This window comes from Thioclava sp. NS-SX20, assembly GCF_057380695.1.
Genome location: NZ_CM170816.1, coordinates 1,364,756 through 1,378,612, shown reverse-complemented (window position 1 = coordinate 1,378,612; position 13,857 = coordinate 1,364,756). Strand labels below are relative to the sequence as shown.

General features: G+C 59.0%; 12 protein-coding genes, 1 tRNA gene and 1 pseudogene. 8 read left to right on the top strand and 6 right to left on the bottom strand.

Going from position 1 to position 13,857, the window contains the following annotated elements; translation table 11 throughout:
• Positions 1-450: 450 nt before the first annotated feature.
• From lysA to AC2ISB_RS06785, 3 genes are read right to left on the bottom strand one after another with little or no spacing between them, the layout of a single operon-like run.
• Positions 451-1,722 (bottom strand): diaminopimelate decarboxylase, encoded by a 1,272-nt coding sequence (lysA, locus tag AC2ISB_RS06795; protein WP_486576699.1) that lies wholly within the window; start codon positions 1,720-1,722, stop codon positions 451-453.
• Positions 1,723-1,730: 8 nt separating this feature from the next.
• Positions 1,731-2,606: a DMT family transporter gene (locus tag AC2ISB_RS06790; protein WP_486576698.1), complete on the bottom strand. Its 876-nt coding sequence runs from the start codon at positions 2,604-2,606 to the stop codon at positions 1,731-1,733.
• Between the two features lie 2 nt (positions 2,607-2,608).
• Complete coding sequence (locus AC2ISB_RS06785) at positions 2,609-3,892, bottom strand: lysine N(6)-hydroxylase/L-ornithine N(5)-oxygenase family protein (RefSeq protein ID WP_486576697.1); 1,284 nt, start codon at positions 3,890-3,892, stop codon at positions 2,609-2,611.
• 150 nt (positions 3,893-4,042) lie between these two features.
• Between AC2ISB_RS06785 and AC2ISB_RS06780 the strand changes: the two genes are divergently transcribed.
• Positions 4,043-4,969: a LysR family transcriptional regulator gene (locus AC2ISB_RS06780; protein WP_406720878.1), complete on the top strand. Its 927-nt coding sequence runs from the start codon at positions 4,043-4,045 to the stop codon at positions 4,967-4,969.
• A gap of 391 nt (positions 4,970-5,360) precedes the next feature.
• On the opposite strand, the pseudogene AC2ISB_RS06775 reads toward AC2ISB_RS06780, so the two are convergent.
• Positions 5,361-6,059, bottom strand: a pseudogene (locus tag AC2ISB_RS06775) (IS3 family transposase); the annotation flags it as partial.
• Positions 6,060-6,145: 86 nt separating this feature from the next.
• On the opposite strand from AC2ISB_RS06775, the gene AC2ISB_RS06770 reads away from it, so the two are divergent.
• From AC2ISB_RS06770 to AC2ISB_RS06755, 4 genes are all read left to right on the top strand, one after another.
• Positions 6,146-6,385 (top strand): tyrosine-type recombinase/integrase, encoded by a 240-nt coding sequence (locus tag AC2ISB_RS06770; protein ID WP_486576696.1) that lies wholly within the window; start codon positions 6,146-6,148, stop codon positions 6,383-6,385.
• Positions 6,386-6,868: 483 nt separating this feature from the next.
• Positions 6,869-8,227, top strand: coding sequence for a phage portal protein (locus AC2ISB_RS06765; RefSeq protein ID WP_486576695.1), 1,359 nt, complete (start codon positions 6,869-6,871; stop codon positions 8,225-8,227).
• Positions 8,224-8,565, top strand: coding sequence for a hypothetical protein (locus tag AC2ISB_RS06760; protein WP_486576694.1), 342 nt, complete (start codon positions 8,224-8,226; stop codon positions 8,563-8,565). Before AC2ISB_RS06765 ends, AC2ISB_RS06760 begins: the two co-directional genes overlap by 4 nt.
• A gap of 176 nt (positions 8,566-8,741) precedes the next feature.
• Positions 8,742-9,116: a tyrosine-type recombinase/integrase gene (locus AC2ISB_RS06755; protein ID WP_486576693.1), complete on the top strand. Its 375-nt coding sequence runs from the start codon at positions 8,742-8,744 to the stop codon at positions 9,114-9,116.
• Positions 9,117-9,310: 194 nt separating this feature from the next.
• On the opposite strand, the gene AC2ISB_RS06750 is transcribed toward AC2ISB_RS06755, so the two are convergent.
• Positions 9,311-9,395, bottom strand: a tRNA-Leu gene (locus tag AC2ISB_RS06750).
• A gap of 164 nt (positions 9,396-9,559) precedes the next feature.
• Here AC2ISB_RS06750 and AC2ISB_RS06745 point away from each other — a divergent pair.
• Positions 9,560-10,039 (top strand): Hint domain-containing protein, encoded by a 480-nt coding sequence (locus AC2ISB_RS06745; RefSeq protein WP_339107491.1) that lies wholly within the window; start codon positions 9,560-9,562, stop codon positions 10,037-10,039.
• A gap of 66 nt (positions 10,040-10,105) precedes the next feature.
• On the opposite strand, the gene AC2ISB_RS06740 is transcribed toward AC2ISB_RS06745, so the two are convergent.
• Positions 10,106-11,698 (bottom strand): NAD(P)H-hydrate dehydratase, encoded by a 1,593-nt coding sequence (locus AC2ISB_RS06740; protein WP_406736450.1) that lies wholly within the window; start codon positions 11,696-11,698, stop codon positions 10,106-10,108.
• 256 nt (positions 11,699-11,954) lie between these two features.
• Here AC2ISB_RS06740 and AC2ISB_RS06735 point away from each other — a divergent pair, with 256 nt between their 5' ends.
• On the top strand, positions 11,955-12,293 hold the full coding sequence (locus AC2ISB_RS06735) for a P-II family nitrogen regulator (protein ID WP_339107489.1): 339 nt from the start codon (positions 11,955-11,957) through the stop codon (positions 12,291-12,293).
• Positions 12,294-12,364: 71 nt separating this feature from the next.
• Complete coding sequence (gene glnA / locus AC2ISB_RS06730; RefSeq protein ID WP_339107488.1) at positions 12,365-13,774, top strand: type I glutamate--ammonia ligase; 1,410 nt, start codon at positions 12,365-12,367, stop codon at positions 13,772-13,774.
• Positions 13,775-13,857: the final 83 nt, after the last annotated feature.

The following is a 13,857-nucleotide window of genomic DNA, read 5'->3' as shown; positions in this document are numbered from 1 at the left end:
GCTTATGCACCGACTTGAGGTGCAGGGCTTTCCCGCCATTCACTGTGAATCATAACTTTCTTCGGCTAGAATGAGCAATGTGCCATTCGGCAAACCGTAGCTATGAAGAACTAATCAACAAATCCGCAGTTTTGGGCCGAGAGTGCCCCCATGCGACCGGGTGCTTCAAGTTAGGGTCAAGCGGCATAATCGATTACGATTAGAAAAGATTATGCCGCTCAGCGCGCGCGATCATCGACCCGTGGACGGCCGTGGCTCTTCGGAAAGGATGGTTTCAGCCGCGCGATCTGGTTTGGCGGGGAAACAGTCCCCCGGACTGTTTCCTGATCCGCCGTACTCAGTCAGCCAGGAAAGATTGCTCATAATTTCCCATAGCCAGAGAGCGTGGATCACGCCGCCAGTGACAGCGCAAGCCAATTAATGGGGTCTGAGCCTAATCCTCCCGCGACATTACGCTGCTTCGACATCCATGTCCTGAACAGACTCTGTGCGACAAAGATCATCAAACGTTTGGCGCCTGCGAATAAGTCTCGATGCCCTGCCATCGATGAGGTATTCCGCAGCGTGCAGGCGGCTGTTGTAGTTGGACGACATTGACGCGCCGTATGCGCCGGCGTCGTGGAAGACGAGGAAATCACCGACCTCAGCAGGCGGTATGTTCCGGGTCTCAACAATGCCATCAGATCGCTGAGTGAAAACATCGCCGGATTCGCATAGAGGGCCAGCGACGACAGTTGGATGCATGCCAACCGAGGCGAGGCTGCGACCGCTGTGCGATATTACAGAGATTTCGTGATAGCTTCCATAGAGCGCCGGGCGCATCAGATCGTTGAAGCCCGCATCGACGAGCGTGAAGTGATTGTCGCCCATCTGCTTTGTGGCGCGAACCTCCGCAAGCAAAAGCCCCGCCTCGGCGACAAGAAATCGTCCCGGCTCGATCTCCAGACGTACAGCATGTCCGAGCCGGTTTTCTGCTTGTTTGCGCACTTTATCCCAGAGGTTGAAATAGTGTGTCGTGTCGATGGGCTGGTCCCCATCGCGATAGGGAACGGAGAGCCCTCCACCAGCCGAGATCGCCTCGAAATCCACATCCAGTTCACTGAGCAGAGCGGTCATCGCCTCACACACGCGCTGAAGGTGCGCGTAATCGACGCCGGAGCCGATGTGCAGATGAAGTCCAACAAGGTGCAGGCGGTAACGTCCTACCAATTCTATAGCCCGACGAAGCTCATTGTGCCAGATTCCGTGCTTGCTGTTCTCACCCCCGGTGTTCGTTTTCCTGCTGTGGCCGTGACCAAAACCCGGATTGATCCGAAGCCAGACGCGATGACCAGGCGAGACCTCCCCGAGTTGATGTAACATGTCTGTCGAGCCGACATTCACCTCAACCTTGTCCTCGACGACGCGGCGGAGAGTGGCGCGATCAAAGATGTCGGCGGTATAAACGATGCCTGCAGCGTCGTCCGCGCTCTTCGCGGTAGAGAAACCCGCCCGCTGAGCGCGCTCGATTTCCCCAAGCGAAACAGCATCCACATGCACGCCCGCCTCACGCATCAGGGAGAGGATATGAATGTTGGAACATGCCTTCTGCGCATAGCGGATCACATCGAATGCGCGAAGCTGGCTAATCCTGTCGCGGATTGTCGCGGCATCGTAGACCCATAGCGGTGTTGCATGCTCGTTCGCGAGGTGGATCAGGAGATTTGTGGGAATATTTTTCATGATACAGTTTACTCACTGGCTGTCGGCCGCGGGCGTAGCCACGGCAGGATTGCGGAAAGGGCGACGGGCAGGATGACGAGGCCGGCCCCTGCAATCGCGATCGGGCCGAGTGCTTCGCCCAGAAGTAGTGCGGCCACGACAACGCCGAAAACGGGTTCGAGCGCCAGGAACAGTCCACCTGTATTCGTGCTGGCCCCTTCAATCCCCTTATTCCAGCACCAGCCGGCCGCGAAACTGCATCCGACGCCGAGATAGAGGAGCGCGATTGTGCCTTCTCCCGACCACCGGATTTCCCAAGTTGTCGTAAGAAACGCCGTGAAGGGAACGAGCAGGACCGTCCCGATCACGGTGGTCAGCGCCGTGAAATTCTTCACGCCGATCTCCTTCATCCAGGGCTTGGACCAGCGCACCCAGACAGCGACAACCGCCGTCGAAAGCAGGACAAGGGCGCAACCGGCGAACTGCGCGCCCTGCGGCCAGCCCATGACCAGCAGCACGCCGGTCAAGGCGAGCGCGCCGAATGTCAGGTTGAGAGCGGTCAGGCGCTCGCCCCAAAGCAACCAGCCGACAAGGACGAACATTAACGGCTCGAAGCCGATCATCACGGCTGTGCTGGCGGCCGTGGTGTAATGCAGGCCGATGAACTGCAACAGGAATGTGACCGGAATCATCAGAAAGGCCAGCAGGGTCAGACTGCCGAGTCTGCCGCGGGGGAGCGCCCGGATCGCTGGAAAAAACACAGGTAACCAGAACACCGACGCGATCATGAAGCGGATGAGCACCACAAGCGGAGCCTCAGTCATGCCGATTGCGAACTTGCCGGCGACGAACGACGTTCCCCATAGAAACGCCGCTGCGAGCAGATAGAGGATATAGAGGGGCATGGTCAGGCGGCCCCCGCCAGATAGCTATCGCCCGACAGGTCGAGTACGGAGTTCGACTGTGGGGAGGCATAGTGCTCGCGCCCAAGCACGGAATTGATGATCGTCGCGGCCCGCCACGCATTCAGAGAAAGGTTGGGCTCTGCAACGCCGTGGCTCGTTCTCGCCGCGTTGACGACGAATACCTTGCCTACGCCGTTATAGTGGAGCGAGAAATCCAGATTAACGACCGGGTTGCCGTCGGAGAATTCGACGTCGCCGGCAATGCTCTCTAGAACGGCCGGCAAGGGATTTTGCCTGTAGCCGGTCGCAAGAACAATCTTGTCGACGGTGACCGTTTCGGTCTGATCGGTATCCAGCTGGGCGATGTCGAGGACATAGCCTCCCCGTGATGTACGGATGTTCTGGACTACGCGGGAGTGCATGACGCGGCAGGCCGGGCCGGTTTCGAGGAACCGGAGACGATAGAGGGTCTGGTAAAGCGCTTCGATGGTCTCTGGCGAAATTCCGTCGCTGGAAAGCCTGTGCTGTTCCAGCAGCTCTGCCTTCTTCGAGGGCGCGAGACCGTGGAAGTATTCGATATAGGCGGGGGTGAACCACTCATTGGCGAAATGAGATTCATCCAGCGGAGCGATACCCCGACGGGAGCTGATCCAGTGGATTTCGGAGGGTAAGACGCCCCGGTTGATCATGTCGAGCACAATTTCGGCGCCACTTTGGCCGCCACCGATGACGGCAACACGCTTGCGGGAAAGGCTGTCCCGGTTGAACAGATAGCGGCTGCTATGGAAAACATGATCGCCCACTAACCCCTCGGCCATTGCCGGGATCGCCGGCGAAGGGCCGGTTCCCACGACCAGATTGCGGGCGATGCAGGTCGTCTCGTTCGTAGTGATCCTGAGGCCGGCCTCATGCCGCTCGATGGCTTCGACGCTCTGGCCCCACAGAACGGCCGGGAGCTGCCGCGCGACCCATTGAAGATACTGATTGAACTCCACCCGCGATGTGCGCGGGAAGCCGGCGTTCACATATTCATAGAGCCGCTTGTTCGCGTGAAGGAATGCGAGGAAAGAAAAGGGATTGGTGGGATCGGCGAAGCTTACCAGATCCTTGAGAAAACTGTTCTGGATGGTTGTATTGGGCAGCAGCATCCCGGGATGCCAGGAATAGTTCTGTTGCCGCTCGAAAAACCTGTGCCGAACATCCTTCAGCGGATGCAGCAGTGCCGCAATGCTGAGATTGAACGGGCCCGCGCCGACGCCAACTATATCATAGGAAACGTGCTCCATGGTGACCTCCAAGCCATCTGTTTCGTGAGTGCACCCGCTCGGATGCAATTTCCGCTTGAGGTTTCATCACGGATGCACTGATATTAAAAATATCAGTAATTATGGATGTCTTTCATATTTGATATGCGAAAGTCTGAGGCGACCCCACACATGTCAGTCACCCTACGGCACATTGAAGTCTTTCGTGCGATCATGACAACCGGCAGTGTCACAGGTGCTGCTGACATGTTGAAGACCTCCCAGCCAACAGTGAGCCGAGAGTTGGCACGCTTCGAATATCTTATTCAAATCAAGCTGTTTGAACGTATGCGCGGGAGATTGCGGCCTACCGCACATGCGCTCCAGCTTTTTGAGGAAGTGCAACGTTCCTACTTCGGGCTGGACCGCATTATCAGCACTGCCACGTCACTTCGGCAGTTCGAGCAGGGCCAGCTCTCGATTGTGTGCCTTCCGGTGTTCTCACAATCACTTTTGCCGCAAACATGCCGGAGCTTTGTAGAGAAATTCCCCAATGTCGGTATCAGCATCACCCCTCAGGAATCGCCTTTACTGGAAGAATGGCTATCGGCGCAACGCTACGATTTCGGTCTGACAGAGATTGGAAACGCTCCACAAGGCACCGAAACGACCGCACTGATGACATTTGACGAGGTCTGCGTACTCCCTGACGGGCACTCCCTCTTGAGCAAGAAGCTGCTGTCTCCACGAGATTTCGAAGGAGAACCTTTTATCAGCCTGTCAGCCACGGACAGCTACCGCCAGCAGATCGACCAGATATTTCAAGAGGCAGGTATTACCCGCCGAATGGTCATAGAAACGCATAGTGCAGCTTCCATCTGCGCCATGGTCCGCGAAGGTGTTGGCCTTGCGATCGTCAATCCCCTCACCGCTCTGGACTATGCCAACAGCGGCGTGAACATTCGCCCGTTTTCTGTATCGATTCCATTTTCCGTTAACATCGTCCGACCGATTCATCGACCGCCATCACGAATAGTGGAACTTTTCAAAAATGCGCTGGTCGAACAAGCCAAACTCATTACCGAGCGGCTCACTGTTACTCCGAAACGTTCACGGTAACGCTGCATTGCTGACTCCGGCCGAGCGAACGAATATAAGCCCGGCCGAAGATCAGACTTTCTGTCATCCCCCGCGGGTACTGTACCTCGTGAGCCTCGTCCCGTGTGTCACAAAGTCCTGCCTCTCGGACGGTAAAAGATCATTTTAAAACAGAACGGCGAAATCTCAGCGCAGAGCTGAGATTGCTTCTTTTGTCAGAAAGGTTTGCCTCTCATGGGAGGCGTGGCCCACGTAGCTGCCGTTCGTGCAGCGGGCGGCGAACCGCTGCATCTAGTCGATGCTGTTGAAAAACTCCGACTTGCGAATGTTGCCCCGAAAATCGGGAAAGTCATCCTCACAATAGACCTATTGGAAAACCGCGTCTGCAATGGAGTGAATAGCCCCGAGTTTCTTAGACGCCCTCGCGTCTCCTCATCTGCTGCCTCTCGAACTCTGCGGGCGACAGCATCCCGTTTCTCGCATGCTTTCGCTTCGGGTTGTAGAACATCTCGATGTAATCGAACACGTCCTGCCTTGCTTCTTCGCGGGTCCGGTAGGTTCTGCGCCTGATCCGTTCGCGTTTGAGCAGATTGAAAAAGCTCTCGGCGACTGCGTTATCATGGCAATTGCCACGACGGCTCATGGAGTGCTCAAGGTTGTGAGCGCGCAGAAACGCAACCCAATCTATGCTGGTGAATTGGCTGCCTTGATCGGAGTGAATCAGCACCCTTGCCTTCGGCTTGCGCCGCCAGACGGCCATGAGCAGGGCCTGCAAAACGATATCCGTTGTCTGCCTGCTTTGCATCGACCAGCCGATCACGCGCCGGGAATAGAGGTCGATGACCACCGCGAGATAGGCAAAGCCCTCCTGAGTTCGAATGTAGGTGATGTCGGTCACCCAAACCCTGTCCCGGGCCTCGACATCAAACTGCCGGTCGAGGGTATTGTCGACCACGACCGATGGCTTGCCGCCATAGCTGCCGGGGCGGCGCTTATAGCCGATCTGAGCCTTGATCCCTGCAAGCTGTGCAAGCCGGGCAACCCGGTTCGGGCAGATGCTTTCGCCCTGTTCCACGAGATCATCATGTAACTTGCGATAGCCGTAGACCTTATCTTGCGGCTTTGCCAAAGACAGGGCGCTTTATTCTCGCAAAAAATCTGACGGATCATATCGGCAAGCGCCAAGTGTAGAAGGCCGTGGAAGAAGTCCGCGCCGCAATCGGTGTCAAGGAGGGGCAGGAGCGCCTCGTGCCCCATGGGTGGCGCTACACGGCCGCGCGAGAGCTGGCGGAAGCCGGGTGTCCTGACCGCGAGATCCAAGCGGTCACGGGGCATCGCACGCTTGCAATGGTCCAGAAATACAGAGCGCAGGCCAACCAGAAAGAGGCCTCTAGGGGCGCCCAAGAGCAGCGCGAACGGAACAAGCACAGAACGTGAAAGTGCGAAACAAATTGCGAAACTCGAGACGCGACCCGCGATGGTAAGCAGAAGGAAGTGGATAATGTCGTTTATTTTCAACATGGTGCGGGTGGAGGGACTTGAACCCCCACGCCGTTAGGCGCCAGAACCTAAATTCGGGGAAAGAAGTCGAAGATCAACACGATAGCCGTATTTTTCCGCCGGACATATCTAGAACGTTAAGTGAATGTGCCAACGAGGAAAACGGCACTGAAAACGGGCAAAAAGAAAACCCCAATGCGATGGCCGTCGCAAAGGGGTCGAATCTTCAAAGTAAAGCTGACGCTGTGGAAACGACGTCATGCGGCCAAGAATACAAGATCCGCCTCATTCGGGCAACACGCCTCATCCATGTCATCGAAAAAACTCACCCTGAGGACGCGCGGCAGATCCTGACCGCTGCGTTGGTGGGGCTGTGCGCAGGCGGGCCGATGCCGTCCTTTCTGGGTGATATCCGAGAGGATGCGCGGTGGTGGAGCAGGCTCGCGACGCCTTCCCTTCAACATTCTGGGCAAGGTGTTCCGCCGCTCCGGGATCGAGGCGGGGGGCGGTGGGCGACGCTGGGAGGGCGCATCGACATTGCACGCGCCCCAGCAACAGACGCTAGCCGCCCGAGGGGCAGCTAAGGCCCGTGCATCGGCGCTCTACATGAACACGGCCCAAGGGCAGCGGATTGTCGAGGCATGGGTGGCGGCTTTGGTGGGCAAGGGCTGGCAGGCCCGCCCGCAGCACTCCGACGCCGAGATCCGCAAAGAGCTTTCCGATAGCTTTGAGGCGCTTTCGCGTCCGTTGCTTATCCAGCTCGCACGGGCTTTGGTGCGCGATGGCGAGTCCTTCGTGCATCTGTGGATCGGCTCCGATGGTAGCTTCCGCGTGAAGTTGATCGCCGCCGATCAGGTGGACCCGAGCTTGACCCGCGATCTGGGCAGTGGTGGCCGCATTATCTCCGGTGTCGAGTTCGACGCAGAAGATACTGTGGTTGCTTATCACGTTTTGCGCGATGCGCCCGGAACGCCCTTCGCCACCTATAACGCCCCGATCCGCATCCTTGCCCGCGATATTCTGCATGTCTTCGACCCGCTCTTTCTGGGGCAGGTGCGCGGCCTGAGCTGGCTTGCGCCCGTTCTTCTGAAATTGCGCGACCGTGACGAGGCATCCGACGCGATGCTGATGCAGTTGAAGGTTGCCAGCCTCATGACCGGCTTTATTCGCGATATCGACGGCACTGCCGCAGGGATGGACGGTCAACAGGATGGTAGCGCCTTGAACGTCTCGTTGGAGCCGGGGGCGATGCGCGTTTTGCCGACCGGTGCCGAGGTAACGTTCTCGCAGCCGGGGCAGGGTCTTCAACAGGCTATCGAGTTCCTGCGCTCGCAGGATCGGGATATCGCCGCAGGTGTCGGGCTGACCTTCGAGAGCCTGACCGGCGATCTGGGCGAGGCGAATTATAGCTCTGCCCGTGTCGGGCTTTTGGAGTTCCGCCGCCGCGCCGAGATGCTTCAACGCAATCTGATCGAGGGTATGGCGCTGCGCCCGCTCTGGGATCGGTGGATCGAGGCCCGCGCCTTGGCCGGTGAAATCCCCTTCGATGCCGCCCAGCTGGCAGACTATCGCGCGGTGCGCTTCGTGCCTCCGGGCTGGCAGTGGGTGGACCCTAAGAACGAGGTCGAAGCCGAGGTGATGGCGATCGAGGCAGGATTGAAATCGCGTGAAGAGGCTGTGGCCGGTCGTGGGCGCGATATCGAGGAACTGGACGCTGAACGCGCCCGTGACCGCGAGACCATAAGAACAAAACAACAGCAAAACAAGAGCAAAGAATGACCATTCATCTTCGCGCGGCCCAAGCCGCCGCCTCGACTGTGGATCTGCAAGCCCGCACAGTGGAGGCGATTGTCTCGACCGGCGCGGGCGTTCTGCGTGGCAGCTTCACCGAGCGGCTGGACCTGTCGGGCGTTGATCGGTCGCGCCTGATTGGTGCGCCGCTTCTGGATGCGCATCGCGCCGCCTCGACCCGCGATCAGCTGGGCGTGGTGGAGGCCGCAGAAGTGCGCAGTGAAGGGCTCTGGGTGCGCTTGCGCTTCCGCAGTAATGAGGCCGCTAAGGCGGTGCTGCAGACCTCGACCGCCGTATCTCTGCCGCCACGAAACGCCCGATCCTGACCCTTAAATTCTCCAGCTCGAAAGGAATGTAGAATGGCGAAGCATTTGCCTATTGCCGTGCCTGTCAAAGTCGCTGCACAGCTCTTCTCGATGACGACTGCGGAGTTTCAGAAGCTTGTCGATTTGGGGGTGTTTCCGCCCCCGACCAAAAGCATTCCGGGGCACGTCCGTTGGTTATGGCCCGCACCGTCTATGAGCTTTGCATTGGCACAGGTCAGCGGATTGGTGATTGCGTTGCCATGCGCTGGGATGACTTCGATGGTGCATTCATGTCTGTCATCCAAGAGAAGACCGGCACCAAGATCCAAGTCTATTGTCCGAACCGTCTGCGCGTCTACCTCGCCAGCTTACCGAAGACCGGGGCGCATATCCTCGCCAAGAACCTGACACAGCCCGTGGGCAAGAGGGCCGCACAGAAAGCCGTGGAGGAGGTTCGAGCGGGTATCGGCGCAATGCATGGGGTGGGGCGCTTCGTGCCGCATGGCTGGCGCTACACAGCGGCAAAGCAATTGCCGAAGCAGGCTGTTCCGATTCCGAGGTCCAAGCCGTGACGGGTCATAAAACACTGGCGATGGTCCAGAAATATCGGGCGCAGGCGAACCAGAAACGGGCCTCACAACAAGCTCAAGAGCGACGAGAACAGAACAAGCCCAGAACGTGAATGTGCCAACCAATGTGCCAACTTGTGGCGAAACGCTAATCAGAGGAAGGGTTGAAAGTGTCGGAAAATCCAACAATTTCAGATTGGTGCGGGTGGAGGGACTTGAACCCCCACGCCGTTAGGCGCCAGAACCTAAATCTGGTGCGTCTACCAATTTCGCCACACCCGCAACAAGGTGCCTTTTAGCAACGCCTCTGGTGCATGCAAGAGGGATTTTCCATTTTTTTGCTGCGGGACGGGAAAAACTGCGTAATGTTGGTAAAGAAATGAATAACGCGGCAAATCGCGAATTTACCAACGGGCAGGCGCATCATGCAAAAGCAGGATTCTACAATGTCTTATGGCCATTACGCGGCAGAAGATCTGCTTGAGGCGCGGGCGCGGTATTCGGCCGTTGGCGTGGCGCAGGGCGCGCAGATCCGGACCTCGGAGGGCGATCTTCCGGTGGAATACCTGTGTCCGGGTGATCGTATCGTGACCCGTTCGGGAATGCGTGTGCTGCGTGCGGTGACGGTGCAGCATGCAGATCGCCATGTGCTGCGGTTTCCGGCGGGCAGTCTCGGGCAGGGGCGTCCGCAATCCGTGCTCTATCTCGGCGCGCAGACGCGTATGCCGCTGGGAGGCTGGCGGGCGCAAACGCTTTACGAGGCCGAAACCGCCTCTGTGCCGGCATCGAAGCTATGCGACGGGCAGGTGGTGCGTGTGGCACTTGAGCGGCCCGTGCGGCTTTATGCGCTGCATTTCGATACGGTCGAGACCTTCTTTGCCGAGGGGATCGAGGTCGAGGCGCAGGTCGTGCCCGCGACAGCCTGAGATCGTCTGAGGGGCGGCGGATCAGATAGAAAAAACCGGGCAGAGGCCCGGTTTTTGTGTTTTGCGTTATGCGAAGAGCGCGCGCATCAGCGCGGGCAGTTCGTCGGGGAGGTCTTCGGCCAAGAGACCCGGACCGAATTGCCGTGCGGCCTCGACATGCATCCAGACGGCCAGTTCGGCGGCGCCCAGAATGTCGCGGTGATGCGGGTCCTGCGTCGCCAGAAGGCCGGTGATCATCCCTGCCAGCACGTCACCGGCCCCTGCCGTTGCCAGCCAGGGGGCGGCGCGCTCGCGCAGGGCGGGATGTACCGAGGCGCAGCCATCGGGGCGCGCGATCACCGTGACCGGACCTTTCAGCAACACCACCGCCCCTGCACGTTCGGCCGCGCGGCGGGTGAGGGTGAGACGGTCGCTCTGGTGTAGCTCGGCTGCCAGATCGGGGAAAAGGGTACGGAATTCGCCCTCATGCGGGGTCAGGATGCAGTCTTCATGCAGGTGGTTGAACAGCACCTGCGGGTCTTCCCCGAAGCAGGACAGCGCATCGGCATCCAGCACCGTGGCCCGTTTGCCCCAGAGGGCGGCAGGAACCATTTCCTGCGCGCGTTTATGGCCCAGACCCGGCCCCAGACAGAGCGCGCGCAGCCGGTCGTCCTCCATCCAGCCGCGCAGGGTGTAGCTGTCGGGCAGGGGGCGCAGCATCAGCGCGTTGATCTGGGCGGCGGTTTCGGGCACGGCCGATTGCGGCGCGGCAATGGTCACCGCCCCCGCGCCGATCCGCAGAGCCGCGCGTGCGGCCATCCGTGCCGCCCCGCCCTGACCCAGACCGCCGGACAGCACAATGGCATGTCCGCGCTGGTATTTATGCGCCGCCTTATCGAGATGCGTGACGCTTTGGAACCAGCGCTGGAACGCTTTGGGGCGATTGCCGCGTACCGGATCAACGAGCCGCAGGGCATGGGGCTGTTTGGGCAGATCCGCAAGGGCTGCCGCATCCTTGCCCGCCCCGCCCGGCAGGCCGATATCGACGATTTCCAGCCGCTGCCCCGCAAGTGCCGACAGCACATGCCCCGGTTTCGGGAGATGGAAGGTTACGCACAGATCCGTGGCGATATGGCGACGCGATTCGTCCGTGCTCCATTCCGTCAGGGCCTCCTGATCAAGGCTGCGCGGAGGCTCGGGCGCCAGAAAGACCCCGCGATCCAGATCGAAACCGGAGGGGCAGTCGACGGCCACCACTTTCGGAATATGACGCCAGCGCGCCGTCGCGGGGCGGGGCGGACGGGCCGCGACCGCGCCGAACAGAGCCAGATATTCGGTGCCAAGCGGGCGGGTGCAGCCGATCCCGAAGAGCGCATCGACGATGATATCGGGGCGGTGGCCGGTGGCCGCCATCGCAAAGCCGTGCTGCTCGACGGCGGCGGGCAGATTGGCCAGCGCATGGGCGGCGGCCCCTTCATGGCTGTGGTTGAGTTCACGCAACACCTCGACCCGCCAGCCGCGTGCACTCAGATGCTGGCCCACAACATAGCCGTCTCCGCCATTATTGCCCGGACCGCACAAAATAACGGCACAGGGCGGCTCGGCGCTGCTTTCAAGCTCCAGAAATTGCGGCCAGTTGCGCAGGATCGCTGCAGCCACACCCGCGCCGGCACGTGCCATCAGTTTGTCTTCATCTGACAGTTTCTTGGACAAAGCGCTTTGTTCTGCGGCGCGCATTTGGGCAGTTGTGAGAATTTCGCTCAATCGTAAGCCTTTATGTTTGCAAATCGCTCATTCAATACGCAACATGGCGTAAATTTGGGCGCACTAACCGGATTCCCAAGCCAAGCTGGGACAAGATGAGCCTAGTCGATTGCGGGGGCCGAAGGAAAGTGCTGAGAAGTGCCGAGAAGGCCAAGACGAAGGAGTCGACGGAATGAAAAAGATCGAAGCGATCATCAAACCGTTCAAACTGGATGAAGTGAAAGAAGCTCTTCAAGAGGCTGGCATCCAAGGCCTGTCGGTGATTGAAGTCAAAGGGTTCGGGCGTCAGAAAGGGCATACAGAGCTCTATCGCGGCGCGGAATATGTCGTTGATTTCCTTCCCAAGGTTAAAATCGAGATGGTGATTTCCGACGATATGGTCGAGGCCGCCGTCGAGGCGATCACCTCTGCCGCCCGCACCGAGAAAATCGGCGACGGCAAGATCTTCATCTCGCCGGTCGAGGAAGCGATCCGCATCCGGACCGGTGAAACTGGCGACGACGCGATCTGATCGCGTCCCGCCCAAACGCATGTCGGACCTAAAGTCCGGTGTCTTATTGCTCAACGAAAGGGTTGCTACGAATGAGCTCTGTTAAGGACGCCCTCAAGCTGATGAAGGACGAAGAAGTCGAATACGTTGATGTTCGCTTCACCGATCCGCGCGGTAAACTCCAACACGTGACTCTGGTCGTTGATCTGGTCGACGAAGACTTCTTCGAGGAAGGCTTCATGTTCGACGGCTCGTCCATCGCGGGCTGGAAATCGATCGACCAATCCGACATGAAGCTCATCCCCGATGCTTCCTCGGTTTATATCGACCCCTTCTACGCTGAAAAAACCATGTGCGTGCACTGCGTTGTGGTCGAGCCCGACACTGGCGAAGCCTATGACCGCTGCCCGCGTCAGGTTGCGGCCAAAGCCGAAGCCTATCTGAAATCCTCGGGTATCGGCGATGCGGCCTTCTTCGGCCCCGAAGCCGAATTCTTCCTCTTTGACGACGTGCGCTACTCGGTCACGCCGGCCAAAGTGTCCTTCCAGATCGACGCGGAAGCGGCGGCATGGAACACCGACACCCCGTCGGAAATGGGCAACCTCGGCCACCGTGCGGGCCACAAGGGCGGCTACTTCCCGGTGAACCCCGTTGACGAAGCCCAAGACCTGCGTGGCGAGATGCTCTCGACCATGAAGCGCATGGGCATCAAGGTTGACAAGCACCACCACGAAGTGGCGACCTGCCAGCACGAACTGGGCATGATCTTCGGCCAGCTCACCGAGCAAGCCGATAACATCCAGAAATACAAATACGTGATCCACAACGTGGCCCACGCCTATGGCAAATCGGCGACCTTCATGCCGAAGCCGATGAAAGGCGATAACGGCTCGGGTATGCACGTCAATATGTCGATCTGGAAAGACGGCAAGCCGCTCTTTGCTGGCGACAAATACGCAGACCTGTCGCAAGAGGCGCTCTACTTCATCGGTGGTATCCTCAAGCACGCGAAAGCTCTGAACGCGCTGACCAACCCGTCGACCAACTCCTACAAGCGTCTGATCCCGGGCTTCGAGGCTCCGGTTCTGCGCGCCTATTCGGCAAGCAACCGTTCGGGCTGTGTCCGTATTCCGTGGACCAATTCGCCGAAAGCAAAGCGCGTCGAAGCCCGCTTCCCCGATCCGTCGGCAAACCCCTATCTGTGCTTCGCAGCCCTGATGATGGCTGGCCTCGACGGCATCAAGAACAAGATCGATCCGGGCCCGGCATCGGACAAGGACCTCTACGATCTTCCGCCGGAAGAACTCGCAGAAATCCCGACCGTTTGCGGCTCGCTGCGTGAGGCTCTGGAAGCCCTCGAAGCCGATATGGACTTCCTGACCGCAGGTGACGTGTTCACCAAGGACATGCTGGAAGGCTATATCGCGCTCAAATGGGAAGAGGTCTATGCCTACGAGCATACCCCGCACCCGATCGAGTACCAGATGTACTACAGCTGCTAATCTCCGGATTGCTTTGTGACAAAGGAAAGCGCTGCCTTCGGGTGGCGCTTTTCCATTTTGAATTAAAGGCTTGCGCTGCTGTT